Origin of the sequence: Vibrio maritimus, assembly GCF_021441885.1 — a bacterium.
In the GTDB taxonomy this organism is placed as follows: domain Bacteria; phylum Pseudomonadota; class Gammaproteobacteria; order Enterobacterales; family Vibrionaceae; genus Vibrio; species Vibrio maritimus_B.
Genome location: NZ_CP090440.1, coordinates 220,817 through 247,682, shown reverse-complemented (window position 1 = coordinate 247,682; position 26,866 = coordinate 220,817). Strand labels below are relative to the sequence as shown.

The following is a 26,866-nucleotide window of genomic DNA, read 5'->3' as shown; positions in this document are numbered from 1 at the left end:
ATTAATGATTCTTAACTACGTTATAAGCCCGTCTGTACCCCGTCAAACCTCACCTACAAACACCGAAAGCGGGCTCCGTTGAAAAGTTTGAAGATTCTGGCACGCTAGTTAAAAAACTAACGGATAAGCTGGATGTCAGATTTCAAAGGTCGCCACTTCACTCGCGATATCATTCTTTGGGCGGTGCGATGGTACTGCAAATACGGTATCAGCTACCGAGAGCTAGCTGAAATGTTGTTGGAGCGGGTGTTTCCGTCAATCACACTACCTTATATCGATAGGTACAGCGTTATGCACCAGAGGTAGAACGGCGGCTACGCTGGTGTTGGAAGCCTGGTTGGAGTAGCAGCTGGCAGGTTGATGAAACCTATGTCCGAGTAGGTGGTCGCTGGATGTACTTATATCGCGCCATTACCAAAGAAGGTCATACTGTCGATTTTTATCTTTCTCGTACCCGGAATCAAAAGACAGCGAAATGCTTCCTTGGTAAGGCCTTACGCAGTATCAAACCTTATAACCACCCGAAGACAATTAATACCGATAAGGACAAGTCGTATGCACCAGCGTTGACTGCCTTGAGGAAAACTAAGGTGTGTGCCGATGGTACTGTCCAAAGGCAGGTCAAGTATCTGAACAATCGGATAGAGCCCGATCACGGAAAGTTGAAGCGACTTATCAATCCGGTTCGAGGGTTCCAGTCCCTAAAAACGGCATTTGCCACAATCCGAGGTTTTGAAGTGATGCGAATGTTTCGAAAGGGCCAATTTAATATGTGGTTATATGGTCGTGGTCCGCTGGCCGAAGTGCGCCTAATCGAAGAACTGTTCACCTCTTAGGAGGTGAAACCTCTGAGTAATCAGATCTCCCGTAAACTTTGCAACGGAGCCACAAATCGCGGTAGGCTTGTAATCTTTCTTCTTTTTCTTTCTCTGCTTGACGACATTCTGCTTCAGCTTCTTCACGCTCAGAAACCACAGTTTGCAATTTTTCAAGAGCTTCTCGAAGTTGTTCTAACGTAAATTCTTCTCGTGCAATAGCGCGCAAAGAACGCAGGTTTAATAGTGTCTTAAAAACGTCACTCATAATTCAAATGCTCATATTAAATAAAGTAAATATATTACATTAATTTTAGTAATTAGACTACTAACCTGTTTTATCAGGACATTTACTACTCTAAACATAGATTCAACTAGAAGCACCTCTATGTCCAACGTAAAAACACATATGGGTCAGGGGGAGGCATCACAAAAAAAGTTCTGTCGCAAAGTTTGGTCTCCTAGATTAAGATTTGCAACAGGGTCCGCATCTCTGCGGGCGACGATATTACTCTTAAATTAACTCTAGTAAATTATGAGGTGTTTCCAAAAAGGGGGTTTTATCATTAAAGCTACTTGCATTGTTGTAGCCCCACAAAACAGCAGTAAAGTGAATATTAGCTGCTGCAGCTGCGGCTTCATCTCTTACCTCGTCGCCTATTAAGATCGCATCTTTACCTTCAATACCAGCCCTCCTACATATAGCTTTTATCTTCGAGGCTTTGCCAAATATGCTAACACCTGACGCAATTTCGTCAAAAATTGACATGTCGTGCTCGCCTAAAACAGAAGCGATATAGCTATTCGTAGAGGAACTAACAATTGCAACTTTTACTCCATATGAGCTTAACTCTTTAGCGGCAACAATCACCTCAGGAATTAGTCTTATATTGTCACAATGCTCATACATTAACGCTCTCGTATAACTAACTACAAAGGGAAGCTTTACCTTTGTTACCCCAAGCTTTTTAAGAATATTTAACGTATTCATTGAACGAAACATTTCAACTTCTTTGTGATTATTGACATCTACAGAATATAAGTTGTATTTGTTCGTTACCTTGCTCAATATTGAAAGAAAAACTGGAAAACTATCAGTGACCGTGCCATCAAAATCAAAAATAACTAGTTTGTAACTTCTCAATTTTCTCATATACACACTTCCAATTGCTTAGCTCATAGCTATAACGAACCGAGAACATAATTCGCCCCCCCTCCTCCCGATTTCATCCGGATTTTTCGATCCACTGGAAGAGCATAAAAGTGATCTGCTCCAGCAAGACTGGACACCACATTAAGCGACATTTTGCTGTTCAAAGTTAACTGGATTTAGATACCCTAGAGCACTGTGCCTTCTCATCCGATTATAATCAACCTCTATGTACTCGAAGATCGTTTGGCGCATCTGACTCTCTCGTCATCATCAACTCATATTGGATCGCTTCAACCTTCATTGAATGGAAGAAGCTCGCTACACAAGCATTGTCCCAGTAATTTCCTTTCCTACTCATACTTTGCTTTAGATTATAAGTAGTTATGAGGTCTCGATAATCTTTTGAGCAGCACTGACTACCTCAATCACTATGAACGATAACCTACTCAGGGAATCCGCGACGGAATAAGGCTATTGATAGCGCATCGCAGACTAGCGTAGCCGTCATTCCGGTATCCATGGACCAACCGATTACTTGTCTTGAATAAAGGTCAATAATTACCGCTAAGTACAGCCAACCTTCGCTTGTAGCGACATAGGTGATGTCGCCCGCCCACTTTTGATTCGGAGCCACTGCGTTAAAGCCCTGAGCCAGCAGGTTCGGAGCAACAGACATCTTATGCTTGCTGTCTGTCGTACACTTGAACTTGCGTGCGGCTTTCGGCGTTAACTCCTAGCGCTCAATGGTTTTAACATTATGGCTATCACCGTTCTCTGCCAGTTCTTTCTGGATGCGCCTTGAGCCATCTCGGTCTTTGCTGTTGTCAAAAGCCTCTTTTACCTTTGCATCAAGTTCTTGCCGAGTTGCATCGCGCTGAATAGCTTTGTGATGATACTTAATCCAGTAATAAAACCCACTTCGGGATACCCTGAACACCTTAGCCATACGAGCGACACTGAAGTACAGCAGATGTTCGAGCATAAATTCGTAGCAATTTACTTTAGATTTTTCGCGAAGTAGGTGGCGGCTTTTTTACAATTTCTAGCTCTTCTGCTTGCTCAGCCAACTGCCTTTTGAGCTTGGCGAGCTCTCGCAGATTAGTATTGATGCCTTTTTTCAAATTCTTCCGCCATCCGTAGATTTGAGATTCATGTAAAGAAAACTGTCTTGCTGCCGCAGCTACTCCCACTTTATCTGCAAGTTTCAAGGCTTCTGCTTTAAATTCAGAAGAATGCTTAATTCTAGTTTTCTTAGTTGTCATTATTCACCTCGTTAGTGATTGTACTCACTTAAGGCTTTGTTGCGTAATTCGGACAGGAAACCAAATCGCCTGAAAGTGAGTGATTCCTATACAACATACTGAGTTTCAGGCATACCAAGCCCTGTGAGTTTGTTCAGTGCTTTAATCAAGGCGTAGGTTTTACCAACCTGAGCATTGTAGTTTCTCAGGTTTAGTTTCCCACCTAACAACTGCTTCACTCGATGCATGGCTATTTCTGAGAGTGAACGCTTATGATAACCATATCGTTCTTTCCACTTCTTGTTTGAGCCGTGGAGCTTCTGGCAACCTACCGCCAGATTGCGAGGATGCCCTTGCTCTCAGAAGGCTGCTCCTTCCCTTGGCGGGATGAGCAGAACCGCTCGCTTTATCCGTATGGCATCATGGCAATTTCTTGTGTCATAAGCGCCATCACCTGATATCTCAATGATTTTACGACGTGTCTGCTTAAGTAAGTTGGGAAGCTCTTCGGCATCGGTTACGTTAGATAAACTCAACTCTACTGCGACTATTTCGTGGAGGTTGGCATCTACTGCGATATGTAGCTTGCGCCAGACTCTACGCTTCTCGTCAGTACCGTACTTCTTGACCTTCCATTCACCTTCGCCATAAACCTTGAGACCAGTGGCATCAGTAGCCAGATGCTGTATCGCACCTCTGGTTTTAGTTTTAAATGAAACCTCAACTTCCTTGGCTCGACGGCTTATACAGGTGTCATGCGGACAAACAAGCGGAATGTTAGCCAGCTTAAATACTGAGTCTAAAAAACCTTGCAGCGCTCTCGATGGCATAGAGAAAACGCGTTTCACCATCAACGCGGTAGTAATAGCTAAGTCGCTGAATCGGCGAGGCCTGCCGCGCTTGCCTTGTTTGTTTTGCTTCCACTCGGCTATCGCTTCCTCATCAACCCAAAAGGTCAGAGAACCACGGCTGATTAGGACTTTGTTGTACTGTTTCCAGTTAGTTATTTTGTAACGAGGTTTCGGCATAAGGCTACGATGATTAATTGATGTAGCCGATCAGATCGTAACTTTCTGATTTGGTTCCATCGAATTACGCAACAAAGCCGGGCAGCTGCGAAAGATTGTTCGAGAAAAAACGGAATCGGTCGAAAACCTCAACCTGAAATTTCTCACCGTGGAAAAAAGTGAAATCACCTTTGCTAACAAATTGAGATACGGCCAGACCATGGCGATTGCCTCGGTCAAACTAACCTCCACCACAGCAGAGCAAACCAAAAACTTCTGGACCTCGCTCTTTGGTATCACCGGCTCTAAATCTAACACCACCGAAACCCTCGTTCTGCTCACCCCTCGCAAAACGCAATAAGGAGATAAAATGAACGTTGTCCTTTATGCCGTGTTTTTAACCCTTGTATTAGCAGGATGCACCGTCACTCAAGCCCCTTCAAAGACCGATGAGAAGCTTGACATCATTCATCAGGGTTTACTCCGAATTCATGAGGCGCTACTTAATAAAGAGTTACATCAATAATTTGATAACGGTCAACCCCCATAGGTGCTGCTGCCTTAAAGCGCCATATCGTATTGGCTGGGAGATTTGATGCGTGATCGAGTGTATTACCAACTAGTTTATCGTTTTTGTACAAATTGATTTTGACAAAAATATTTTGAAGCGTTTTAGGTGACGTGTTTTCAAAGTCACCTTCGATGTAAGTAATTCGGGTCATGTTATCCACAACAGGAGAGACGTTGGATATTTGATAAAGGTTACTATTAGCAAAAACTGATTGCGAACTTATCGCAAAAAACAGAAGTAATATTGACCCTATTTTCATGTTGGATTTCCTTTTCAATTGACGACATGACAACTAGATTACTGCGTTTGTATTTGTTCCGTCAAACTCCCCTCCTTTTTTCCAATTTCAATCACCAAGGAACTTTTCCTATGAAAAACCCAGACAAGCCTTGGGTACTCCCGCATTTAAGTGTGGCACGTACCCGGGCCGAACTCTCGCGTCTCAAAAAGCGCCATCGCGCCCCTTTTCATCGCTCAATCAAACACACCAATGGGTATCATTTCTATCACAGCCATGAGTTTAATGCGCTCTGCGTCGGAGAGGGAATGAAACAGAGCATTCAGTCTCAGCTCCATCATTTGGGCCTTGCTGACTCGATAGCGCCTTTTCTTTACCTCGAACACTTAGGAGAGGATCAATGGTACGCCGTTAAACTGCACCCGCAAAACAGCACCGCTATTACCGTGGCCAAAGAGTGGCAGGGGGAATGGAGTGAGCTGGATGATGCCCTGGCGTTTGACTGGCACCAAGGCACGCCGGTGATGACATCGACTTTACCAGCGCTATCATCACTCCTTGAGACAGCTCACGAGCCCATTGTTATTTGCCAGCCCGACATCGACGAAAAAACGTGCAAGCTTAGCAAAGGCACGTCGACCCCTATGGCGCTTGCCGCCAGCAGTGTGGCTTTGATGTTGGGGAGTGCGGCCTTATGGCACTTTTCCACGGTCCTCCCCAGAGTCACCGCCAATGCCACCCAGTGCCTATGAGTTAAGAATGCAAGTATACCAAACAGAAGTGACCCCCAGTGATGCGCTACGTATCCTCTCTCATGTGCTGGCCTACTTACCGTTTTTGCCCAATGGATTAACACCCGAGAGCATGACCCTGTCACCCAGCGACGCCACATGGAATGCCACGCTCATCAAAGCGCTCACCTTGGCGGCAACATCATTCACTTCACCACTCCCCTTGAGACGCACAGCACGGCGCACATTTATGACGTCAGTGGGCTTAAAACCCCACTTAAGCACACACTTGAGCGAATGGGGTACACCGTCAGAGAGCGTCAGCAAGAGGCCGAGCCTCTAACGGTCACTGAATGGCGACTGGAGACGGACCGCTTCTTCGAGACACTTCCTGCATTAACCGAGCTGACAGACAGTCCTGCGCTGTCACTGACTCACTTTGAGATAGATGGCAACGCGCTGCTCCAACTCACCACAGAGGCACACTCTAGCAAAGCTCTATCCGCCTCGCTGACGTTAACCCTTAATCATGAAGACAAACACCCCCTTAACCTCTAAACAAAAAGGCTTACTTGCACTTTTTGCTCTGTTGCTCCTTGCCACCGTCGGAACCATCGCTTGGGATGCACTCAATAACGATAAGACTCAAACGTCGCCGTCATTCACTGCAGCGTCTGATGCACCTGTGAATGTCAGTACATCGGTCCAATTTCTAGACAAGTCTCAAGACACATCGCCTACCCTTGAGACAGTACCCGTTACCACCACTTATGCACCAACACCGGAGGCTTCGGCGCCATCCAAACTCATTTTACCTCTTTCCGACAATGCCTCTGAAGTTCTGACACCGATGGAAGAAGAAGCCCTGCTCACCCTCAAAGCACGCAAACAACATGCGGAGCGCCAACAAATCAGCGAGGCACAAAGCCTAGAAGCGTTAAAAACACCCACCGTCACGCTCCAAACGCAACCGAAACACATAAACGATGATTTTACTATCGCAACCCTGCTTGAGGTTCGCAGTATCACTCAAACCCCAAACCGCTCCACCGCTTGGCTCGCGCTTGAAGATGAATTCATCCCAGCCACCGTTGGTACTCGAATTATGGGGGCCACCGTTAAAGCCATCCATCGCAACAGCGTGGTGCTGGAAGAAGACGGCAAACAAACCACTCGCTATCTGAAAAAGCCCCTAAAACCAGAAAAGGAGAGCGACAATGCAAACTTATGACGTCCTTTTAGATGACACCCTCAAATCCATTTACTACCAACATCAAGACAGCCTATTGATAGAGCCTGGTGACATTCTAACGTGTGACTTTGACAGCCCAGCCATTGCGCTACTGGAAACGTATTGCCAAGACCACCCGGCCACCTTAAATGGTCATGTCAGCAACGTTCGATTCGCTGAAAAAAGCGTGGTTCGAGGGCTCATTGATGCCACGCGCATCGAGGAGGACTCACAAAGCGTGCAAAGCAACTCGGACGTCGCCAAGTTCATCAAGCAGCTGTTTCAAAAATCCGTCACCCTTAATGCCTCTGACATTCATATCGAAGTGTACCGAAATGAAACCAGACTATTAGCCCGTGTGGACAGCCGCATTATTGAATTGCAAGCCCGCATTCCAGACAAAGACTACGGTATGCAGCTCTTTGGTTATCTGTTTAACGATCTTGCCACCGACACCGATGGCGATTTCTACCAACAAAACATCAATAATGGTCGAGTACTGCTTGACCTGATGGTTCAAGATAGCCAGGCCCGTGAGACCAAGAAGCGAGAAACACGCTGGCGAACCGCTTATGCGCCTTGTAAAGATGACGGTGGCAAATGTGTCCTGCGCTGGCTCAACAAAGAAGAAACCATCCCTTCACTTGATGAGCTGGGATTGACCAATGGGCAAATTGAGGCCCTAAAAGCCTTTTTGCACAGCCCTTCTGGCGCTTGCATCATTGCAGGTCAAGTCGGCAGTGGTAAATCCACCTTACTCGCCTCTTGTTTTGAAGCCATGAAAGGCACAGGGCGGGCCATGCACTCCCTTGAAGATCCGATTGAGTTTGATTTAGGCGTACCTCAAACCTTAGTCATCAATCGAGAAAAAGACGAAGACGGTTTTTTCACCTACACCAAAGCGGACATAGATATCGAAATGCACGGCGAGTGTCGAGAGCACAAAGGGGCCATGAGTGGCTGTCGAAAAGCCGAAACGGGTCAGCTGTTCTTTACCACCATCCACACCTCCAGCGCCATTGGTATTGCCCATACGCTGAATCAACAAATGCACGTCCCGCTTGCGGTTATCGCCGCACCAAACTTAATGAAGGTGTGGATTTACCAAACCTTGGTTCGTGTCCATCAGGACTCATCTACAAGTCCAACGGTTGATATAAGGATCCGCTTAATTCAAGTGAAGTAAATAAACTTGGATAAGGCTAATCCTAAGCATCATAGCCACAAGGATGTGGTTATTTTGTATCTATTCCAATCGATCATATGAAGCGCTTTTTTAGACTAAACGATCATAGATAAAACTGGTCGCGAGTCTCGATTTAATACGCGCTTAGTTGTATAATATTCGCACAATAACCGATAAGAGACGTCAGATGAAAAAGGCTCTTACACCACTTATTTTTACACTATTTTCAGCGAATACTTTTGCCGCCCAAGACGGGACAGCCGATAGTTGGGATAATAATGATAACCTCGTCAATTTAAACTGCATAGGGACCCTCACCGCGGCGCATTGTTTAGATGACCAATATCTACAATTTTCAGATGGTAAATTCCGCTCATCTACCAACCGAACAAACCATCCAAATTATGTTGGCAACTCAGGGTTTGATGTGGCGTTGTTAATACTAGACCCCCCCGCCCAATCCCAACATTCATTTTACTTTGCTGATTTAACCAATGACCCACTCACCGATAAAGAACACATTACCTTCTGGGGCTTTGGTGGCACGGATGAACATTTACATTATGCCACTCAAGAAATTGATGAAGCTAACACATCAGGCCACCCTACGGCTTACATGTATATGCGCGGAGTCAATATTGGACAAGGCAGTGTTGATTATGGTGATAGTGGCGGGCCGTGGTTAAACGTTCATAACGCCATTATCGCCGTAACGTCAAAAGGTTCCAGTTACGGCGATAACCTCCACTACGCCAAAGACTTTATCCTAGACACCATTAATGGCTGGCATTATCTGACCGTCGCTAATACCAGTTCAGGTCAAGTGACTATTAAGGTTCAGTCTTTACACCAAAATCCCGTCGTTGACAGTGCTTATACGTCTGGGGATGCTAAAATCATTGGCGGCACTTGTCAAAGTGCAGGCACCTCAAACGCTTTCGCGACGTGTGATTACGTTATCGAGAATCAAGGAGGAGAAGGCACGCTTCACCTTAATGACTCTGAATCTATCTCTATCAACCCTCAAACGAATTCCGATGGTAACAGTTCAGGTGGCGCTGGTTCTCTCTGCTTGTTGTCTGCAGTGGCGTTAATGACTTTAGGACTTCGTCGCCGATTTTTGAAGGGATAAACATGCACCTTTATCAAGAGCAATGTAAAAAAGAGTACTGTTTAAAACTTGCCCAAAAAGCCGCAGAGCTAGAGCGTGATTATCAGTACGAGAATGCTGCAATGGTATGGAAACAAGTCTCCCATCTTGCTTCTCACCCTGAAAACATATTATGGGCAAAGAACCGCCATGAATTTTGTTTAAGGTACAGACCTATCAAGCCCCCGACAAGGCGGGGACGCCCTAGAAGCCTCGACGCTCTGAGAGAACGCTATTAATGGAGTTCACCCATCACTATCGGTAAATTTCATTCATTACAAATCATAAACCTTCTTAAAATACTCAGTTAAATGTCTGAGTACTTTCTTATGCCTTACCTAGGAGTCTTGAGTCTATGGGCACGCTCCTTATCAACCTCTTACTGACAGTCATCGTCTTCTCTGTACTCACGATTAGCTTTACAAAAAAGCAGCTCATCACTCCTTATTATTTACTTCATCGATGGGTGCAAGTCATTGTCGTGAATAGCTTACTTTTGGGAGTATGTTTAGCCATTCCTTCTTTTACCTGGCCATTACTCATTACGCTGATGGGATTGGTGTACTCATACGGTTTTGCCTGCGTATTACCAAGACACCCTAACTTGACGTTAATGCCTTCCCTATTCAAACGAGAGTGGGACGTCCATTTGACCGATATTGAAATGCCATTTAATCGTGTGGTCTATCGAGACTTAATTGCGCTTATTAGCCAGATGCCATCGCATCAAGTCCATCGTTTAATCCTCACCTCCCCACTTTTGGCCAAGGATGGCGGATTTCGAAATACGGACATTTTAGCCATGCATGGCGTCACGGTTGAAAGGAAAGTGTCGTCGTTTTATCGCGCCCCTTTACAGGCTTTTACACTCAATCGATACAAATATTGGAAAAGGAGCTCAGCATTTAAAAACAGCGATATTAGTCAGAGATATCCACTGCTTCTCTCTCGATATACCGAGAAAAAGAACAGATAAAAAAAGCGAGCAGAGAGGCCCTGCTCGCCAAAATGATTAATATCTGAATGAAGTTACGGTTAAACGCAAACATACTAATACAATATTCACCAAAGCGCATATTAACTTTCCCGATTTTTCACAGAAAGTCACACTTTCCTTTCAATGTAACCGCATTTATAGAGAAGCGTGACTCAGCAGGTAGGGCGTAGGACGGCATTGAGTCCTGAAAATACCCCCATTTTTTACCCTATATACAAGGAGTGTCTCACTATATACACCAAACTATTTAACACAACCGCTCTCTCTGAAATAAGCGTCGATACGAACCTTTTTGATACCAAAGAACATATTCCTTTAGGGAGGGAGTACAAGCCCAATCCCAGCGCTGCTATAACCAGGCGACGGATTGAAAACATTCTTGAGGAGCAAACATTAAGAAAACAATGGGAGCTGTGAGATGACCTTTCATACTAAACAAAAGCGGAAAGCCAAACGCAGACGAATTAAGGCAAAACAGACTCAAAAGCCGTGGGTCATATTAGGGGTTTTGCGCCCATTTCAGCGAAAAGTCCAATGTAAGCCGCCAGCCCTTTATTCATAAGAGCTAGCGGCAATAGCTTATTAAGGCATCTGTTCTACCACGCTTTCCTCTACCCAGCGCTCTAAGTTCTCAAGCAGTTTCTCTAGAACAATATTGCCCTTCAGAATACCAAAGGTGTAATACATTTATGTAACAATACTACGTACTTGATTTAGTAGTTTACATACTAATGGTCTCAGTAGTACTATGCAACTGCTGGAAAATATCAACACTCCACCTACTATCATATAATTATCTAAAATTTCATCGAATATAGTTACAGCAATAGCTATTGATATAATTGGTGAGAGCAGTGTGGCATAACTTGTGAATTCTGCACTATTTAAATCAATTAATTTGAACCAAAGATAGTATACCAAAGCCGAGCCAACACCTCCTATATACAATATAGAAATAATTGTGGTATAGTCCAGAAGGTAATTTAATCTAAATTTGTCAAAGATAGAACCGTCAATAGCCCACCATATGCTAGTAACTAATAAAGTTAGAGTAAGTGTGGCGATCATTTGAATAGTTACTCTTATCGACATTGAACATGAACTTATAACTATTTTCTTTGATAAGATTGCGCCTAAGCCCCAAATGAAAGCATTGAATATCATTAGATACTCACTTATGTTAAAGCTATTAAATTTAGACAATATAAGTACACCACTAATGCATAATGTAGTTGCTGCAATACTAATGTATGAGACTTTCTTTTCGTCAAGCATCGTTAAAAGACTGACAAAGCAAGGCATAAGATATATAAGTAACGTAGCTGTAGAAACTGACATATAAGCCAGTGATATATTATTTATCATTGGAACTATGAATATGTTCGGGATCGCCAATAAAGACAGCTTTACAATATCCATACATGATACATTAGCAAGAGATGCTTTGAGTTTGTTATATGTAAAGATAATAAGTATAATGGTAGAAAATAGAATAGTGAGTACTCTAAAAGGCATTGCCCCTATTTGTTCTACACCCAGTTGTGATATGGGGAAACTGCTCCCCCAAATCATTGCTAGGCACAGTGTGTATACCGATAATTTTGACACAATTAGTTGTACCTCCCGACAATAGCCATTCGGGACGAGCCATTTGTTGCCGATACACTAGAAACAAAATGTGGGACGCTTGATTTTTTTGAGTCAAATATTAAAATTCTACCATACTTTGGGGAAAGTGAATCTATAATTTCCATCGATTCATTAAGAATATGTGTGTTCCCTCCATTAACAGTTAGCCAATCTTTGGAAATATTTAAAGCAACACCTAAGTTGTTTCCTCCATCACGATGAACACCTAGAAAATCACCAACATTGAACCTGTTGATATACATTTGCTCAATATCTAGCACGGTTCTACTGGTTATTGACTCTAACAGACCCCTCATTTCATGAGATTCCAATAATCTCTTTGAGTATGTTAGAGCTTTTGGTGTATCCCGAGTAATTAAGTTATGATCGGTTGTTAGCCTCTCAAAGTAAAAAGCAAGCTTACCTTTACTATTTTCTTTAAGTGCTTTCTTACGATGAGTTAGGAGTACTTCGGTTTTTGTACTTTTAGGTAGATCGCCAGAAAAATCACTATGATTAATGACATATGTCCAGTCTGTGACATCTGTCGATTGTATCTTGTCTGATATCCTTGCAAGGGAATCCGCAAATATACAGCTAACATCCATAACGCAATAACCTTTATCTGCAAAAGAAATTTTTGCACGTTGAATAGCTTTATCCGTGTTCAAATACCACCTCTTGACGTTTGTCAAATGTATTTAGGGATAAATATATTCTCTTTCCGCAAATTGAAGTTGTATCATATTTAGTGATGAACTTTATGATTTGATCACTAGCTAACCCAGCCATAGCCGCAAGCGATGGAGAACTTTGCCATGCGTTAACCTCTCTATCTCCATCTATAAAAGAGTGTTTTAATCGAGCTTGTTGGAATTTTTTTATACCTAGATCTTTATCATAAAACCTTTGCTGCTCTCCCTCATGTGATTGAGAGTAGGAAATATGAGTGCCATCATAAGGATATATAGGCCCTACAGAGATTTCTAATGGGTCACCACCTAATTCGATAATAGGTATTCCTCGCTCTTGCGCTATAGTGTGAATTACCTCTTCTACTGTATTTTTTCTGAAATAGCCAAGTGCTGCCCAAGCCAATACAATAAAACTCGAGTCTCCTATCATTTTTTCTAGTTCATTTCTATCTGGTGTTGCAAATACATCAAAGCACTCGACCTTAACATTAGGGTTAAACTCTTCTATGCTACTCTGTGCCGCATGAACTTTTTGCAAGCCAACATCTTTAGTCTTATACAAGACTTGTCGGTTTACGTTTGATAACTCAACGTCATCACCATCGACTAATCTGAGAGTACCAACTCCAGCTTGTGCCAGAAGAAGAGAACACCAAGTACCCCACCCCCCCATGCCAAAGACGACTAATTTACTCTTCTTTAAGCGTTCTTGATATACATGAGGGTGTACTCTATCACCGTCTATCAAACCAAATTGAAGTAGTTGTCTATCGTAGCGCTCAACTTCTTCGGTACTTAATATTGCAGAGTGGTAAGAGTTGTCTTGCAAGAGATTGGCTTCATCAAGCATTTGAATCAGGTTTCGAACTTCCAATTCATCTACATTAATATCTTCCGAATCTAACTCTTTCATAATACGAGGAATCGTCTTCTTCCCATTAAGCTTCCCTAGTACATGTTTTAGCCAAGGTGGGGGAGTCTCTATAATTTGTGAGACTTCGGGGATTTCGCCAATACAAATATCACCATCATCAGCCAAAATAATGTGATGAGATTGTTTGAGTAGCGGTTTTGTCATTGACAGCATTTTTCAACTTCCTAACGCTAGAGGTAACAAAGGCCACTATTATTTGTGACCTTTTATAATATTATATCGCTTACTTAAGCTTAATTTGCTGACCTTTCGAGTACATTGCGTTTTCTTCAGTGATAGCCGAAATACGTTGAGTCAGTTTTTTCATTTTGATCATTGTAATCATTCCTTTTGTAAGTTACTAAATATTAATGTGCATACACTTGCACATTATTCAACGTCACAAATAGTAAACAAAATGTCAACAAGTGTGTGTGGAAAGCATATTGGAATGGAATTGACATCACACTTTGATGGCATCTAACCAAGTGCAATATTTATGGGCTTGTTGCAAAAACTCAGCTCAAGGTTGAAACTATCATCGTCTGTGGTGATGATTGGTGAGTTCGATGACCAACCCTGAATTCAAATGGAAACACTTTGCCCCTGAAATCATTCTTTGGTGCCTTCGTTGGTATGGTTCAACGACAATGAGCTACGCCAACCTCAGCGACATGCTGCAGGAGCGAGGAATTTCGGTCAATCGCTCAACCATTTATCGTTGGTTCATTGAGTATGCTCCGGCATTACGTAAGAAACTGCGCCGTTATCAGCTCATTAGAGCAGACTCTTCGTGGCAGCTCGACGAGACCTACGTTAAGGTAAAAGGAAAATGGCATTATCTATATCGAGCTATCAACAAGCAAGGCGAGACCCTGGACTTCTATTTCTCTCATAAACGTAATAAAGACGCGGCTTATCAGTTCCTGAAGCGATGCTTAAGATACTATGATGCAGATGCGCAGCCTAAAACATTAAACACAGACAAGCACGCTTCCTATGCCCATGCGATTCTTCGTCTGAAGAAAGAAGGACGACTTCGAGTGGATGTCGAGCAGCGGCAAGTGAAGTATCTCAATAATGGTATCGAATCCGACCACGCGCCCATCAAGAAGCTCGTCGTTGGCACTGGCGGTTTTAAAATCCGAAAGCGAGCTTGGTCAACCATTCAAGGATTTGAATCATTACGGATGTTGGACAAAGGCCAGTTTGATTTTTGGTTGCGTCATGATGATTGTAAAACTCTAGTGCGGGAGAGATCCGCGTTCATGAATCGTCTATTCAATGTAGAAGTGATTTACCAGTAATCGCCAAGCCAATGATGGCGAACTCTGCACTCTGAGATTAGTTGCAACAATCCCTAAAAAAGGCAAGGTTGACCTTGCCTACTGTTCTATTTGGTCGAATACCACCCATCAGCCAATACTTCAGCCTGCTCTAACACAAGCCTGATCGCCTCTTCAGCCGCATCAGGTGGGTACTTCCATCTGCGCAGCAGTCGGCGAACTAGGTTACGCATACGAGCACGAACACTTTCCCGCTTCTGCCAATCTACCGTTGCAGATTTACGAAGTTGATGAGTCAGCTCTATAGCCAGCTTACGTAGGTTGTCATCCCCTAACTTTTGGACGGACGACTCGTTTTCAACCAAAGCTCGATAGAATGCAATCTCATCAACAGAAAGGTTTAACCTATCCAACATGGCTGCATCTTCCTGCATCTCTTTCGCCCATTGGATCAGCTCTTCAATAACTTGAGCGGTTTCAATATTTCGGTTGTGATACTTTTGAAGCGTAGTCATGATTCGATCAGAGTATTTTTTTTCCTGAATCACATCATTTTTCATTCGAGCTTTCACCTCATCACGTAGTAGCTTTTCTAATAGCTCTACCGCAAGGTTCTTCTCTTTCATGTTCTTGACGTCTTCAAGGAACTCTTCTGACAACAAACCAATGTTCGGTTTGTCTAGCCCTACCATTGAAAAAATATCATCAACTCCATCAGCAACGACCGCATTGTTAAGGATTTGCTTAAGAGCAGTATTACGCTCTTCGTCGGTACGCTTTTTATCAAGCGTTGAGTGCTTGATGAATGCAGCTTTTATCGCGGAGTAGAAAGCGATTTCGTTCTTGTAGCCACGAGTTTCGTCCATGGTGTTACATAACGAGTAAGCCTTGGTAAGCGCAGCCATGACATCAAGGAAACGTCGTTTACCATCTCGAACTTCTTTACCGTTGCTATCGTTATGAGATAAACCTGATAAATGATTCACTGCACCGGGCAACAATCGAAGTGCATCAGTTTCAAAGTCAGGTCGATAGTTGAAGATGTCACCACCAACAGGCGTAGCAAACATGCCTCGTATAATATCGACCTTTTCCATCAACACTGCAAAGGCTTCTGCCGTGTCTACAGTTGGCTGACCTTTACCCTGACTGTTAGTATAAGTCTTGAGGGCATTCTTCAGCTCGTTAGCAATGCCAATGTAATCCACCACTAAGCCACCGGGTTTGTCTTTAAACACACGGTTTACTCGGGCGATAGCCTGCATCAAGTTATGGCCTTTCATCGGTTTGTCAATGTACATGGTATGACAACACGGTGCATCAAAGCCTGTTAGCCACATATCGCGCACAATCACTAATTGAAGTTCGTTCTCGGTATCTTTGTAACGCTTCTCAAACAGCTTTTTCGTTTTCTTGTCATGAATATGAGGCTGCATCTTTTCTTTATCTGATGCGCTACCCGTCATAACAATTTTGATTACGCCTTTTTCAGGATCCTCGTTATGCCAATCAGGCTTTATTGCCACTATAGCATCATACAAATCGACACAGATTTCACGACTCATCGCGACGATAATCGCCTTGCCGGGAAATGTAGAAATACGGGTTGTGAAATGATTCACGAGATCTTTTGCCACTTGCTGTATACGAGGCTCAGCACCAACAAGCTTCTCTAACGCAGCCCATTGTGATTTGATTTTCTCACGTTCTACGGTCTCTTCGTCCTCACCAATTTCATCCTCTACTTCATCATTTAGAACGTCGATCTTGTCCTGATTGATATCAAGTTTCGCTAGGCGTGATTCGTAGTAAATCGGAACGGTTGCACCATCATCAACGGCATCTTGAATATCATAGATTGATACGTACTCACCAAATACACCACGAGTGTCTTTGTCATCCATGGCGATAGGCGTGCCTGTAAAGCCGATGAACGAGGCATAAGGCAAAGCGTCACGCATATACTTAGAATAACCAAAAACGTACTTATGGGCTTTTACAGCGCCATTTTCGTCCTTGACTTCAACCAGTTTGGACTTGTTACCATACTGACTTCGATGTGCCTCATCCGAAACGACAACAATATTTGCTCTATCCGATAGAACTGGGTGTTCGGTTTCATCGGCTAAAAGCGCAAATTTTTGGATGGTAGTGAAAATGATGCCGCCTGATTGACGCTTAAGTAATAGCTCTCGCAGGGCATCACGATCATCAGCTTGCTGTGGGATCTGTTTGAGCGTCTCTTGTGCCATGCCGAACGTGTTATAGAGCTGCCTATCCAGATCATTTCGGTCTGTGACGACAACAATTGTTGGGTTGTTCATAGTTGGCTGCTGAAGCAGTTTACTGGCATAACACACCATTGAGATACTCTTACCACTTCCTTGAGTGTGCCAAACCACACCAGCCTTACCACTTCCGGGGTTAATTTTGTCTAAGCCTTTTGTGGCTTGAACCTGATACTTTGCAATATTATCAGCCGCCAAAATCAAGTTAGCATCAGATTGTTTAGCTTTTACTGTCGCCTCTACTGCTGCGCGAACAGCATGAAATTGGTGATAACCCGCTATCTTTTTAATTATTTTGTCGTTATCAGTTTCGAACAAGACAAAGTAGCGAATGTAATCCAAGAGAAGCTCTGGCTTGAAGAACCCTCGAACCATTGTTTCTAACTGAAACTCAAGCAGTGGCTTGTCATCTTCGCCTGATACGGTTTTCCAAGGAAGAAAACGCTCCTTGTTTGCTGTTAATGAGCCAACACGAGCAGTCCAACCATCACTGACTATCAATGCTTCGTTAAATACAAACAACTCTGCTATTTCATCTTTATAAGTTTGCAGTTGGTTAAAAGCGCTCCAAATATCCGCATGTTCATCTGCTGGATTTTTCAACTCTACAACAGAGATGGGCAGGCCATTAATAAACACCACAACATCAGGGCGTCGATTCCCTTTAGTACCAGTAATGGTGAACTGATTAACAACTAGGAATTCATTGTTATCTGGAGTGGTGAAATCTATCAAACGAGCATGGGTATATTTTGGAGTCAGTTGACCATCTTCAATGACACTGTATTCAACAGGTACCCCCTCAATCAGAAGCTTATGGAATGCTCGATTGCTTTTGATTAGCACTGGTGTTTCAGGTGTACTTACCATGTTCACAACCTGATTACGAGTCTCTTCAGGTAAATCAGGGTTCAGTATCTCTAGCTGGCTAAGCAAACGCTGTTTGAGAACCACCTGATGATAGTCATCACGTTCAGGTGAATCACCATCAGGTGCGATGTCATAACCATTTTTATAGAGGTACCCTTGGTCGATGAACCAATTAATGCACTGCTGCTCTAGCTGGCTTTCTGTGATCATCTAGTATTCCCTAAACTAAATTTTTTATTTGCCACATCAATTGCAAGTAGCAACAACTTTTCAAGCATAGAGTGGTTGCCATCGATGGTCTCATACCAGATTGGTTTGATATTCATACTTAGTAATCGCCCCATTTTTTCTGATTTACTCGTTGAGTCCGTATCTGCCAGAAAAGCATAGTGCCAAGGTATTTCAAAGTGCCCCTGTTCCATTACAGATTTAAACAGCTCTAATGTACGATCTTGTTCCAATGAGCATCCAATAAATATCAGAGAATAACTGATGTATATTTGTCGAAGTGATCTGGGTAACTGTTTTGTAAAATCAATATCTGTATCACCGTATGCATCTTTGTATTGTGACTCCGTAAACACATAAGACTGTGCCTGATCCGCATCACCATGAAGCTTCATTAGACATTGCTCACCTTTAAGCAATTGACTAACAAAGCCATTTTGTTCTTGTTTACCATACATATAGCCACTTAACGGCTTTCCACTCACCAATTCAAATTTTTTCTCTATAAGGCGATCAAAGTTCGTGGTAACCACACATGACCCCGTTAGTAAAGGTAACAGATCAACTACTGGTGGAAAAACAGGTCTGTCATCTTCTTGAGCTGCCTTTAGGCGAAACTCGGTCTGAACAAAATTTTTGAATAAATGCTCATTATGTAGATAGAGTGCTTCTGCTGCGGCAAGATAACAGTAATTATCCAGATCATCTTTTACTTGTGCAGAAACATCCTCACCCATTTGTTTAGCCAGACGTTCCAAAGCCTTGCCCCATGGTGGGTAACCTGCAGGTGACGACACGCCAGCGCCAATAAAGGGAGCGACTCGTTGACGTTTAATTGCGTCTACAAAATCCAAAAATGTTGGAAGTTGATCGGATCTCTTCAAAAAATCTAATGCGCATCTATGCTTTTCTTCAAGTTTAATGCCATTCCATTTCGCTAGTTCATCAAAATAGGTATCACGCTCAACCCAGTAAAGAATATCACTGACATCATATTGGAACGTAGTATCTGAATCAGACAAGCTCGTAATATTAACTTTTGGCCCATCAATAGATACAGCAACTGAAGCACTTGAATTCAACTCTTCGTTAAACTCAGCATTTTCTTGAAGCTTTGTGCTTAAATATTGCTCAACCTTCTCAATAATATGTCGACTATCATTCAATGGTTTACTCATCTACTGACTCCCCTGAGAATCCAACTCGATTTCGCCGGAAAGCAATTTAGGAAGTAACGTATCGCGCAACGATTCCAAAGTTGCATTCTGTGCTCTATTTTGAGGAATCAACTGATAAAACTTATCGACGATAGCCGAGAAAGCTTCACGTAGCTCAACTGGTGGTACAGCCATTTCCCAGTTCATGATTGCAGTCTTATCACCTCGCGGCATTTTTGCGCCTTTCGAGGTTCTGGTCATGTATTCGAAGAATGTATCTTGATAGAGCAAGTTCATCACGTATGAGTCAGTATTTTCACTAACTGATTCAAAACCAAGAACATCATTGGAGCGACCACCACTTCCCTCAGCCAGCCAGATCTTCTTAAAGTAAGGGCGGATGTTTGAAACTAAGATATCTCCCGACTTATATGCTGCGACAGTTTTAGCTGTTGGAAGCTTAGATGCAGCGGTTACACCTTTCTTTTCAGCGAGCATATTCTCTGTAGAGATGTAATTTTCAAGTGTAATTGTGTCGGTGTTGGTTCTTGCTGAACAGTATTTTGCTACATCACTCAATGTGCCTACATCCCAACCTTCTGGGATCAACCCTAGCTCAGACTCAACGAGCTTTTCTGGGAAAAGCGAGGCAGTGGCCGCGTCCATAGCTTCTGGTTGCTCGCCACTCATCTTAGCTTTGATCGGGTCGAAATCGACAAACCACGATTTAAAGATGGCTTGTGCCATTTCTTCTAGAGTTTGGTTGGTTTGAGTATTACAAACTAATTTGTTGCTTAAAGACTTCAAAACTTGGGATATTTTTTGCTGCTCAGGCAGTGGTGGTATAGGCAAGCTAACCTTTCTAAGCTCACTTTGTTTAATACCCTTAACAGTAGAGCCGGAAGCACGAGACTCTAATTGGTGTTGAACAAAATCACTCTGTAGAGCACATAGAAGGAAGTCATTATCCAATACTCCCCTTTTACCTCTCAGGGTCACAATACGCTGAGCTAGTGCTACATTAGCGCTTGTCAATTGTGCTGTTTCCCCTAAAGGGGCTTCCGTAGTCAAAACCACATCACCTACTTGTGGTAACCCTCGAACCATCCATGAGTCATAGTTGTCTTCCGCAATAAATTCAAAAGGCTCAAGGACATACCCACCCTTCACAATTTTAGCGGTGATAAGAGGTATACCCGATTCTGTCTTCTTTGGTGTTTTCCCTCGATAATCAATAATCGCATCCATAGCATCTTCGAGAGAAATTAATTGCCAACTGCGTGGTAGGTTATCAAAGCTCATAACCTAACCCCGCTAGGTTCTTCTTGATCTCAGCTTCTAGCATTGCTGACTCAGCAAACTGTTCACTTAACTTAGAAGTCAGTGTTGCCATCTTTTCAGCAAAAGGAACACCATCATCTTCTTCCTCAGTAGCACCAACATATCGCCCCGGTGTTAGTACAAAGTCATGCTTAGTGATTTCTTCAAGCGTTGCTGATTTACAGAAGCCTGCTTGGTCTTGATAAGCTACGCCGTGAACCTCTTCACCCGTTTTCCATGCGTGATATAAGTCAGCAACTTTCTGAATATCATCAAAGCTAAAGTCACGTAGAACACGGTCTTTCATGTAACCAAGGTTCCTAGCATCAATGAATAGCACTTCACCTTTACGAGCACGCAGTTTGCGACCTGCTTTATCAGTGCGAGCTGTCTTGTTCTTTGTTAAGAACCAGATACATGCAGGGATCTGTGTGTTGGTAAACAATTGACCGGGTAGCGCGACCATACATTCAACAAGATCATTCTCGACAAGTGCTTTTCGGATCTCACCTTCATTGTTGGTGGTCGAACTCATCGAGCCGTTCGCCAATAGAAGCGCTTGAGAGCCGTCTGGAGCAAGGTGATGAAGCATGTGCTGCATCCATGCGAAGTTGGCGTTACCTGCTGGCGGTTGGCCGTATTTGAAGCGAGGATCGTTATCATCAACACCTATGTTCCACTCTTTCATGTTGAACGGAGGGTTTGCCATGATGAAGTCAGCACGAAGATCAGGGTGCTGAATATTAGTGTAGGTACTTGCAGGCTCTTTACCAAAATCGTAATCAAGACCACGGATCGCCATGTTCATTGCCGCTAGCTGCCACGTAGTATGATTGTATTCTTGGCCGTAAATAGAAATCTTCTGTTTCTGCGTTACGGCATCAACTTTCTTCTCATTGGCATGACGCTCAATGAACTTCTCTGATTGTACGAAGAAACCACCGGAACCCATTGCAGGGTCATACACACGACCCTCAAACGGCTCAATCATCTCAACGATTAGCGATACGATAGAGGCTGGCGTGTAGAACTGACCACCTTTTTTACCCTCTGCAAGTGCAAACTGACCAAGCATGTATTCGTATACGTGACCGAGGATATCTTTGCTGTTTAGGTCAGCATGAACAAACGGGATTGTCGCAATCAGGTTGATAAGCTCATTCAACTTAGCCTGATCAATCTTTAAACCAGAGTATGACTTGTTCAGTACACCTTTTAGTTTCGGGTTATCACGCTCGATACCCTCTAGAGCATTGTCGATTAGGTGACCAACTGAAGTGATTTTTTTCACCTTGCCGTCAATTTCAAGGTCAGCACCACCAATAACTAACGGGCCGTTATCTTGTAGGAATTGCCAACGAGATTCTGTAGGCAGCCAGAACACGTTTTTCTCTGTATAGAAATCACGCTGTTCCAGTTCAATCGCAATCTCTTCTGCTAGTTCTTCTTCCGAGAAGTCAGCAGGATCTAAGTAGTATTCGTGCTCAGGGTTAGCTAGGTCAGCTTTAATCTCATCCTGACGTAGTTTGAATGCATCAGAAACGTACTTTACGAAGATAAGGCCTAACACTGCGTGCTTGTATTGCGCTGCATCGAGAGTGGAACGTAGCTTATCTGCCGCTGTCCAGAGCTTGCTTTCAAGCTCTTTAAGGAATTGTTGTTCTTGTTGGTTCATTTCGGTGTTCTTTAAAACGAAAAATTCTTGTCATGATACCACCCAAGCCCGAAAAGTCCTTGATTTATGCTTTACTGAACAATGATTTTTATGAAGTAAAGAGCATATTTCCTCCCCTTCAAATGCTAGCTTAGAGATCGCCTCGTTCGCAACGCAAAGGGATAAAGAATGAAACTTATTAGTCTTACACTAGAAAATTATCGAGGATATCAAGAAAGAACGACTGTTGACATTTCTGACCTGACAGCTCTTATTGGCAAGAATGATATAGGAAAAACTACACTTCTTGATGCATTGGGAGTTTTCTTCAATCACAAGCTTTGTAAATTTGATGCAACGGATAAGTGCGTCTACTCCGATGAACAAGCTGATGTTCTAATTGGCTGTGAGTTTAGCAACTTACCGGAACAATTGATTTTAGATGAAAGAGCTAATACAACACTCCAGAATGAGTTTTTGTTGAATGAGAGAGGAAATTTAGAATTATTCCGAGTATTCAAAAAAGGGAAAGGAAACGGTGAATACGCTGCGTGGTGTGTACATCCATCAGCCAAGGATGCTAAAGGGGTTCTTTACAAGAAAAATGATCAATTGAAGGCCATCGCGGAGCGACGGGGCGTCAATGTAGAAGACCAACGTGTCAATGCCCTATTGAGGCAAGGAATCTACGGTTCTATAGAAAACCTCAAGCTAACACCACAAATGATCCCACTAAAAGCAGAGGATGGGAAATCTGTTTGGGAGAGAATCTCTTCTTACCTTCCTCACTTTGCTCTATTCAGAGCAGATAGACCCAGTACAGATGAAGAAGCCGAAGTTCAAGATCCTATGAAGGCTGCTGTAAACAACGCCCTCTCTGAGTTGGACACCAAGCTAGAAAACATCAAACAGGTTGTACGAGAAAAAACATTAGCTGTAGCAGCAGATACAATTTCTCATTTGAACGACATTGATTCAAAATTAGCTAGTGAACTCATTCCAGAATTCAAAGTTGAACCCAACTGGGGTAGCATCTTCAAACTGTCATTAATAGGGAATGACGGCGTTCACATCAACAAGCGCGGTAGTGGTGTTCGTCGACTGATTCTTATCAGTTTTTTCAAAGCTGAAGCGGAACGAATCAAGCGTGACAATAGCAGAAAAGGCGTTATCTATGCTATTGAAGAACCAGAAACTTCGCAGCACCCTAGCTACCAACAAATGCTCGTTGATGCTTTTAAAGAGCTGTCTGAACTTGATGATTGTCAGGTAATTTTAACTACCCACGTACCAGCACTTGCTGAAAAAATTGACCTTGAAAGCTTACGTCATATCCACCGAAAGGACACTGGAGACTTAAGCATAGCAAGTGGACAAGACGCAACTTATGAGATTATTGCGAAAGATCTCGGTGTTTTGCCTGACAGTCGCGCTCAACTTATCGTCTGTCTCGAAGGGCCAAATGATATTCATTTCTTTAAGCGTTTGTCACGAAACCTCATTGCAGAAGGTGTAGGTGTTCCGGATTTGAACGATGACCCTCGCATCGTTATGATCCCATTGGGAGGAGATACTCTGCGCGATTGGGTGAATTCTCACTACCTTAAAAACTTAGGGAAACCCGAAATTCATATCTATGATCGAGATATGGCGCAGCCACCAAAATACAAGACCACTGTAGATGCTGTGAATGAAAGAGGTGATGGTTCTCAGGCATTCTTAACCACTAAAAGAGAGCTTGAAAACTATATATCTCCAAGGGCAATCAAGGCAATTTTTAATGTAGATATTGAAATCGAAGATGACACCGATGTTCCAACGACTCTTGCTGGCCTGACACCCTATAGAGAAGGTAAGTGTAAGAAAAAGCTTAACACCTTAGTCATGGATAAATACTCTCACGCAGACCTAGTTGAAATGGATCCAAATGGAAACATTCTAGAGTGGATGCAGGCTATTCAAAGGAATCTGATGTAGTACGATAAGAGCCTATCACGGACAAAAGCATTCTTGCTTCAAAGGCTAATTCGCTTTTGTCCCTTTCATCCTCACAGCATCAACAAACCCATAAGACGCTATGAAAAATAAAACTCAAACAAAAATTCAAAAAAGATGGAATGATGCGCTTGATAACGGCTCCATTACTGCTTCGAATGAGATCGTTGACTTCGGGTTTAGCTCTCAGGGTAAAGATTACTATGATGCTGCAATGGTTTTGCAAAAGAGCAACGCAAATGGCACTCCTTATTATGTGCTGTTATCACTATCAATAGAGTGCTACCTAAAGAGCATACGAACGATAACATACTGGAACGGCGGTAGAGGTGTAGGTGTTATGCATGAAAAGGGATTGTTGCAACTAATCTCAGAGTGCAGAGTTCGCCATCATTGGCGTGGCGATTACTGGTAAATCACTTCTACATTGAATAGAGGTAGTGTTTAGAAATCTGTGTCATTTCAGTATTATATATAAAACAGGAATGACACATGACCAAAGACTTCGATCTAGAACAAGCCATTAAAGCTCTTCAGTCAGGGCAAGACCTGACAGGCAAAGATGGTTTCTTAACCCCTCTCATCAAACAGATCACCGAAGCTGCCTTAAAGGCGGAACTGGAACAACACCTAGAAAATGACGATCAGCCAAACCATAAGAATGGCTCCAGCAAGAAAACCGTTAAGTCTTCAGTAGGCGCTTTCGAGCTGGATACCCCGCGTGACCGCACGGGTTCGTTCGAGCCGAAGCTGGTGAAGAAAAACCAGACTAAGTTAACTGACGAGATCGACCGTAAGATCTTATCCATGTTCTCGCTCGGTATGAGCTACCGTGATATCCGCGGCCATGTCGAAGATATGTATGGCATTGATGTCTCTGAGGCTACTATTACTGGAGTTACAGACCGTTTGATACCTGAGCTGAAAGAGTGGCAGCAGCGACCGCTAGATGCGCTCTATCCATTTGTCTGGCTTGATGCTATCCACTACAAGATTAAGGAAGATGGCCGCTATGTCAGCAAAGCGGTGTACACGATCTTAGGCTTAAATGTCGAAGGCAAGAAAGAGCTGCTTGGCCTGTACCTATCCGAGTCAGAGGGCGCAAACTACTGGCTATCTGTGCTAACGGAGCTGCATAACCGTGGAGTCGAAGATATCCTGATCGCCTGCGTGGATGGCCTTACTGGCTTCCCAGCAGCCATCGCTACGATTTACCCCGATACCGAGGTTCAGCAATGCGTTATTCACCAGGTCCGCAGCTCCATGAAGTACGTTGCTTCCAAGCACCAGAAGGAGTTCATGGCTGACCTGAAGCCTGTCTACCGCGCTGTCAGTAAAGAAGCAGCAGAGATGGAACTGGATCGTTTAGAGTCCAAATGGGGGCAGCATTACCCAATCGTGCTGCGTTCTTGGCGGAACAAATGGGCAAACCTGTCCGTTTACTTTAAGTATCCAGAGTACGTTCGAAAGGCTATCTACACCACGAATGCTATCGAGGCAGTACACCGCCAGTTCCGTAAACTGACCAAGACTAAGGGTGGCTTCCCGAACGAAAACAGCTTGCTTAAGCTGCTGTATGCTGGGATATTGAATGCTTCTAAGAAATGGACAATGCCAATCCAGAACTGGAATATGACATTGTCTCAACTAGCGATTCACTTCGATGGGCGCCTAGATGATGTTTTAGATATCTAGCCAAAATTAGCTGACACAGATTTTTGAACGCCCTCTGAATAGACGATTCATGAACGCGGATCTCTCCCGCACTAGAGTTTTACAATCATCATGACGCAACCAAAAATCAAACTGGCCTTTGTCCAACATCCGTAATGATTCAAATCCTTGAATGGTTGACCAAGCTCGCTTTCGGATTTTAAAACCGCCAGTGCCAACGACGAGCTTCTTGATGGGCGCGTGGTCGGATTCGATACCATTATTGAGATACTTCACTTGCCGCTGCTCGACATCCACTCGAAGTCGTCCTTCTTTCTTCAGACGAAGAATCGCATGGGCATAGGAAGCGTGCTTGTCTGTGTTTAATGTTTTAGGCCGCGCATCTGCATCATAGTATCTTAAGCATCGCTTCAGGAACTGATAAGCCGCGTCTTTATTACGTTTATGAGAGAAATAGAAGTCCAGGGTCTCGCCTTGCTTGTTGATAGCTCGATACAGATAATGCCATTTTCCTTTTACCTTAACGTAGGTCTCGTCGAGCTGCCACGAAGAGCCTGCTCGAATGAGCTGATAACGGCGCAGTTTCTTACGTAATGCAGGGGCATACTCAATGAACCAACGATAAATGGTTGAGCGATTGACCGAAACTCCTCGCTCCTGCAGCATGTCGCTGAGGTTGGCATAGCTCATTGTCGTTGAACCATACCAACGAAGGCACCAAAGAATGATTTCAGGGGCAAAGTGTTTCCATTTGGACTCAGGGTTGGTCATCGAACTCACCAATCATCACCACAGACGATGATAGTTTCAACCTTGAGCTGAGTTTTTGCAACAACC

The 26,866-nt window shown here is 43.4% G+C and carries 24 protein-coding genes and 4 pseudogenes; 14 read left to right on the top strand and 14 right to left on the bottom strand.

The features are described from left to right. Positions 1–132: 132 nt before the first annotated feature. Positions 133–836, top strand: a pseudogene (locus LY387_RS26540) (IS6 family transposase). Positions 837–882: 46 nt separating this feature from the next. On the opposite strand, the pseudogene LY387_RS26535 reads toward LY387_RS26540, so the two are convergent. The 4 genes and pseudogenes from LY387_RS26535 to LY387_RS26520 form a co-directional block, all read right to left on the bottom strand. After that, positions 883–1,083, bottom strand: a pseudogene (locus LY387_RS26535) (transcriptional regulator); the annotation flags it as partial. A 246-nt stretch (positions 1,084–1,329) separates the two neighbouring features. Further along, positions 1,330–1,968 carry an HAD hydrolase-like protein gene (locus LY387_RS26530; RefSeq protein ID WP_234497939.1) on the bottom strand — a complete coding sequence of 213 codons (639 nt, stop codon included), beginning with the start codon at positions 1,966–1,968 and terminating at the stop codon, positions 1,330–1,332. A gap of 141 nt (positions 1,969–2,109) precedes the next feature. Further along, positions 2,110–3,230 (bottom strand): annotated as a pseudogene (locus LY387_RS26525) (IS3 family transposase). Positions 3,231–3,316: 86 nt separating this feature from the next. Beyond that, a pseudogene (locus LY387_RS26520) lies at positions 3,317–4,237 on the bottom strand (IS5 family transposase). Between the two features lie 148 nt (positions 4,238–4,385). On the opposite strand from LY387_RS26520, the gene LY387_RS26515 reads away from it, so the two are divergent. After that, positions 4,386–4,577: a hypothetical protein gene (locus LY387_RS26515; protein WP_234497938.1), complete on the top strand. Its 192-nt coding sequence runs from the start codon at positions 4,386–4,388 to the stop codon at positions 4,575–4,577. A 9-nt stretch (positions 4,578–4,586) separates the two neighbouring features. Next, on the top strand, positions 4,587–4,742 hold the full coding sequence (locus tag LY387_RS26510) for a hypothetical protein (protein ID WP_234497936.1): 156 nt from the start codon (positions 4,587–4,589) through the stop codon (positions 4,740–4,742). Here the strand turns inward: LY387_RS26510 and LY387_RS26505 are convergent. Next, the gene (locus LY387_RS26505; RefSeq protein ID WP_234497934.1) at positions 4,720–5,046 is read right to left on the bottom strand and encodes an FxLYD domain-containing protein; all 327 of its coding nucleotides are present in this window, start codon (positions 5,044–5,046) and stop codon (positions 4,720–4,722) included. The two genes, LY387_RS26510 and LY387_RS26505, sit on opposite strands and share 23 nt — an antisense overlap. Before the next feature lie 287 nt (positions 5,047–5,333). Here LY387_RS26505 and LY387_RS26500 point away from each other — a divergent pair, with 287 nt between their 5' ends. The 7 genes from LY387_RS26500 (at position 5,334) to LY387_RS26475 (ending at position 10,299) form a co-directional block, all read left to right on the top strand. Further along, on the top strand, positions 5,334–5,777 hold the full coding sequence (locus LY387_RS26500; RefSeq protein WP_234497932.1) for a hypothetical protein: 444 nt from the start codon (positions 5,334–5,336) through the stop codon (positions 5,775–5,777). 138 nt (positions 5,778–5,915) lie between these two features. Continuing rightward, positions 5,916–6,314, top strand: a complete 399-nt coding sequence (locus LY387_RS26495; RefSeq protein ID WP_234497930.1) for a hypothetical protein — start codon at positions 5,916–5,918, stop codon at positions 6,312–6,314. Next, the gene (locus tag LY387_RS26490) at positions 6,286–6,987 is read left to right on the top strand and encodes a hypothetical protein (RefSeq protein WP_234497928.1); all 702 of its coding nucleotides are present in this window, start codon (positions 6,286–6,288) and stop codon (positions 6,985–6,987) included. The genes LY387_RS26495 and LY387_RS26490 overlap by 29 nt, the downstream gene beginning before the upstream one ends. Next, positions 6,974–8,173 (top strand): ATPase, T2SS/T4P/T4SS family, encoded by a 1,200-nt coding sequence (locus tag LY387_RS26485; protein ID WP_234497926.1) that lies wholly within the window; start codon positions 6,974–6,976, stop codon positions 8,171–8,173. Before LY387_RS26490 ends, LY387_RS26485 begins: the two co-directional genes overlap by 14 nt. Before the next feature lie 187 nt (positions 8,174–8,360). Next, positions 8,361–9,305, top strand: coding sequence for a trypsin-like serine protease (locus tag LY387_RS26480; RefSeq protein WP_234497925.1), 945 nt, complete (start codon positions 8,361–8,363; stop codon positions 9,303–9,305). A 2-nt stretch (positions 9,306–9,307) separates the two neighbouring features. Further along, positions 9,308–9,562, top strand: a complete 255-nt coding sequence (locus tag LY387_RS27330) for an ANR family transcriptional regulator (RefSeq protein ID WP_419153484.1) — start codon at positions 9,308–9,310, stop codon at positions 9,560–9,562. A 116-nt stretch (positions 9,563–9,678) separates the two neighbouring features. Continuing rightward, the gene (locus LY387_RS26475; RefSeq protein WP_234497924.1) at positions 9,679–10,299 is read left to right on the top strand and encodes a hypothetical protein; all 621 of its coding nucleotides are present in this window, start codon (positions 9,679–9,681) and stop codon (positions 10,297–10,299) included. Positions 10,300–11,007: 708 nt separating this feature from the next. Here LY387_RS26475 and LY387_RS26470 read toward each other — a convergent pair. From LY387_RS26470 to LY387_RS26455, 4 genes are all read right to left on the bottom strand, one after another. Next, positions 11,008–11,928, bottom strand: coding sequence for a DMT family transporter (locus LY387_RS26470; RefSeq protein ID WP_234497923.1), 921 nt, complete (start codon positions 11,926–11,928; stop codon positions 11,008–11,010). A 2-nt stretch (positions 11,929–11,930) separates the two neighbouring features. Beyond that, positions 11,931–12,620: a 2OG-Fe(II) oxygenase family protein gene (locus LY387_RS26465; protein ID WP_234497922.1), complete on the bottom strand. Its 690-nt coding sequence runs from the start codon at positions 12,618–12,620 to the stop codon at positions 11,931–11,933. After that, a complete protein-coding gene (locus LY387_RS26460) occupies positions 12,607–13,731 on the bottom strand; it encodes a ThiF family adenylyltransferase (protein ID WP_234497921.1) in 1,125 nt (374 codons plus the stop codon). Before LY387_RS26460 ends, LY387_RS26465 begins: the two co-directional genes overlap by 14 nt. Before the next feature lie 70 nt (positions 13,732–13,801). Next, positions 13,802–13,894, bottom strand: a complete 93-nt coding sequence (locus LY387_RS26455) for a pantocin A family RiPP (protein WP_234497920.1) — start codon at positions 13,892–13,894, stop codon at positions 13,802–13,804. A 232-nt stretch (positions 13,895–14,126) separates the two neighbouring features. On the opposite strand from LY387_RS26455, the gene LY387_RS26450 reads away from it, so the two are divergent. Beyond that, on the top strand, positions 14,127–14,864 hold the full coding sequence (locus tag LY387_RS26450; RefSeq protein WP_234497919.1) for an IS6 family transposase: 738 nt from the start codon (positions 14,127–14,129) through the stop codon (positions 14,862–14,864). Between the two features lie 86 nt (positions 14,865–14,950). Here the strand turns inward: LY387_RS26450 and LY387_RS26445 are convergent, their stop codons facing one another. Genes LY387_RS26445 through LY387_RS26430 form a run of 4 tightly spaced genes read right to left on the bottom strand, consistent with a single transcriptional unit; the run spans position 14,951 to position 22,381 of the window. Further along, positions 14,951–18,211 carry a type I restriction endonuclease subunit R gene (locus LY387_RS26445; protein WP_234497918.1) on the bottom strand — a complete coding sequence of 1,087 codons (3,261 nt, stop codon included), beginning with the start codon at positions 18,209–18,211 and terminating at the stop codon, positions 14,951–14,953. Further along, a complete protein-coding gene (locus LY387_RS26440; protein ID WP_234497916.1) occupies positions 18,208–19,407 on the bottom strand; it encodes an SIR2 family protein in 1,200 nt (399 codons plus the stop codon). The genes LY387_RS26445 and LY387_RS26440 overlap by 4 nt, the downstream gene beginning before the upstream one ends. Continuing rightward, a complete protein-coding gene (locus LY387_RS26435; RefSeq protein WP_234497914.1) occupies positions 19,408–20,688 on the bottom strand; it encodes a restriction endonuclease subunit S in 1,281 nt (426 codons plus the stop codon). It abuts the gene before it with no gap. After that, entirely contained in the window at positions 20,678–22,381 is a 1,704-nt protein-coding gene (locus LY387_RS26430; RefSeq protein WP_234497912.1) for a type I restriction-modification system subunit M, read from the bottom strand. The genes LY387_RS26435 and LY387_RS26430 overlap by 11 nt, the downstream gene beginning before the upstream one ends. A gap of 168 nt (positions 22,382–22,549) precedes the next feature. Between LY387_RS26430 and LY387_RS26425 the strand changes: the two genes are divergently transcribed. From LY387_RS26425 to LY387_RS26415, 3 genes are all read left to right on the top strand, one after another. Further along, positions 22,550–24,337: an ATP-binding protein gene (locus LY387_RS26425; RefSeq protein WP_234497910.1), complete on the top strand. Its 1,788-nt coding sequence runs from the start codon at positions 22,550–22,552 to the stop codon at positions 24,335–24,337. Between the two features lie 100 nt (positions 24,338–24,437). Next, positions 24,438–24,770 carry a hypothetical protein gene (locus tag LY387_RS26420; RefSeq protein WP_234497909.1) on the top strand — a complete coding sequence of 111 codons (333 nt, stop codon included), beginning with the start codon at positions 24,438–24,440 and terminating at the stop codon, positions 24,768–24,770. Between the two features lie 77 nt (positions 24,771–24,847). Next, positions 24,848–26,050: an IS256 family transposase gene (locus tag LY387_RS26415; RefSeq protein WP_234497908.1), complete on the top strand. Its 1,203-nt coding sequence runs from the start codon at positions 24,848–24,850 to the stop codon at positions 26,048–26,050. A 6-nt stretch (positions 26,051–26,056) separates the two neighbouring features. On the opposite strand, the gene LY387_RS26410 is transcribed toward LY387_RS26415, so the two are convergent. Further along, the gene (locus LY387_RS26410; protein WP_234497907.1) at positions 26,057–26,800 is read right to left on the bottom strand and encodes an IS6 family transposase; all 744 of its coding nucleotides are present in this window, start codon (positions 26,798–26,800) and stop codon (positions 26,057–26,059) included. Between the last annotated feature and the right edge of the window lie 66 nt (positions 26,801–26,866).

Coding starts and splice junctions, on each gene's coding strand:
- LY387_RS26530 (WP_234497939.1), bottom strand. CDS start 1,968: ATGAGAAAATTGAGAAGTTACAAACTAGTTATTTTTGATTTTGATGGC.
- LY387_RS26510 (WP_234497936.1), top strand. CDS start 4,587: ATGAACGTTGTCCTTTATGCCGTGTTTTTAACCCTTGTATTAGCAGGA.
- LY387_RS26505 (WP_234497934.1), bottom strand. CDS start 5,046: ATGAAAATAGGGTCAATATTACTTCTGTTTTTTGCGATAAGTTCGCAA.
- LY387_RS26500 (WP_234497932.1), top strand. CDS start 5,334: ATGAAACAGAGCATTCAGTCTCAGCTCCATCATTTGGGCCTTGCTGAC.
- LY387_RS26495 (WP_234497930.1), top strand. CDS start 5,916: ATGGAATGCCACGCTCATCAAAGCGCTCACCTTGGCGGCAACATCATT.
- LY387_RS26490 (WP_234497928.1), top strand. CDS start 6,286: ATGAAGACAAACACCCCCTTAACCTCTAAACAAAAAGGCTTACTTGCA.
- LY387_RS26485 (WP_234497926.1), top strand. CDS start 6,974: ATGCAAACTTATGACGTCCTTTTAGATGACACCCTCAAATCCATTTAC.
- LY387_RS26480 (WP_234497925.1), top strand. CDS start 8,361: ATGAAAAAGGCTCTTACACCACTTATTTTTACACTATTTTCAGCGAAT.
- LY387_RS27330 (WP_419153484.1), top strand. CDS start 9,308: ATGCACCTTTATCAAGAGCAATGTAAAAAAGAGTACTGTTTAAAACTT.
- LY387_RS26475 (WP_234497924.1), top strand. CDS start 9,679: ATGGGCACGCTCCTTATCAACCTCTTACTGACAGTCATCGTCTTCTCT.
- LY387_RS26460 (WP_234497921.1), bottom strand. CDS start 13,731: ATGCTGTCAATGACAAAACCGCTACTCAAACAATCTCATCACATTATT.
- LY387_RS26455 (WP_234497920.1), bottom strand. CDS start 13,894: ATGATCAAAATGAAAAAACTGACTCAACGTATTTCGGCTATCACTGAA.
- LY387_RS26450 (WP_234497919.1), top strand. CDS start 14,127: ATGACCAACCCTGAATTCAAATGGAAACACTTTGCCCCTGAAATCATT.
- LY387_RS26445 (WP_234497918.1), bottom strand. CDS start 18,211: ATGATCACAGAAAGCCAGCTAGAGCAGCAGTGCATTAATTGGTTCATC.
- LY387_RS26440 (WP_234497916.1), bottom strand. CDS start 19,407: ATGAGTAAACCATTGAATGATAGTCGACATATTATTGAGAAGGTTGAG.
- LY387_RS26435 (WP_234497914.1), bottom strand. CDS start 20,688: ATGAGCTTTGATAACCTACCACGCAGTTGGCAATTAATTTCTCTCGAA.
- LY387_RS26430 (WP_234497912.1), bottom strand. CDS start 22,381: ATGAACCAACAAGAACAACAATTCCTTAAAGAGCTTGAAAGCAAGCTC.
- LY387_RS26425 (WP_234497910.1), top strand. CDS start 22,550: ATGAAACTTATTAGTCTTACACTAGAAAATTATCGAGGATATCAAGAA.
- LY387_RS26420 (WP_234497909.1), top strand. CDS start 24,438: ATGAAAAATAAAACTCAAACAAAAATTCAAAAAAGATGGAATGATGCG.
- LY387_RS26415 (WP_234497908.1), top strand. CDS start 24,848: ATGACCAAAGACTTCGATCTAGAACAAGCCATTAAAGCTCTTCAGTCA.
- LY387_RS26410 (WP_234497907.1), bottom strand. CDS start 26,800: ATGACCAACCCTGAGTCCAAATGGAAACACTTTGCCCCTGAAATCATT.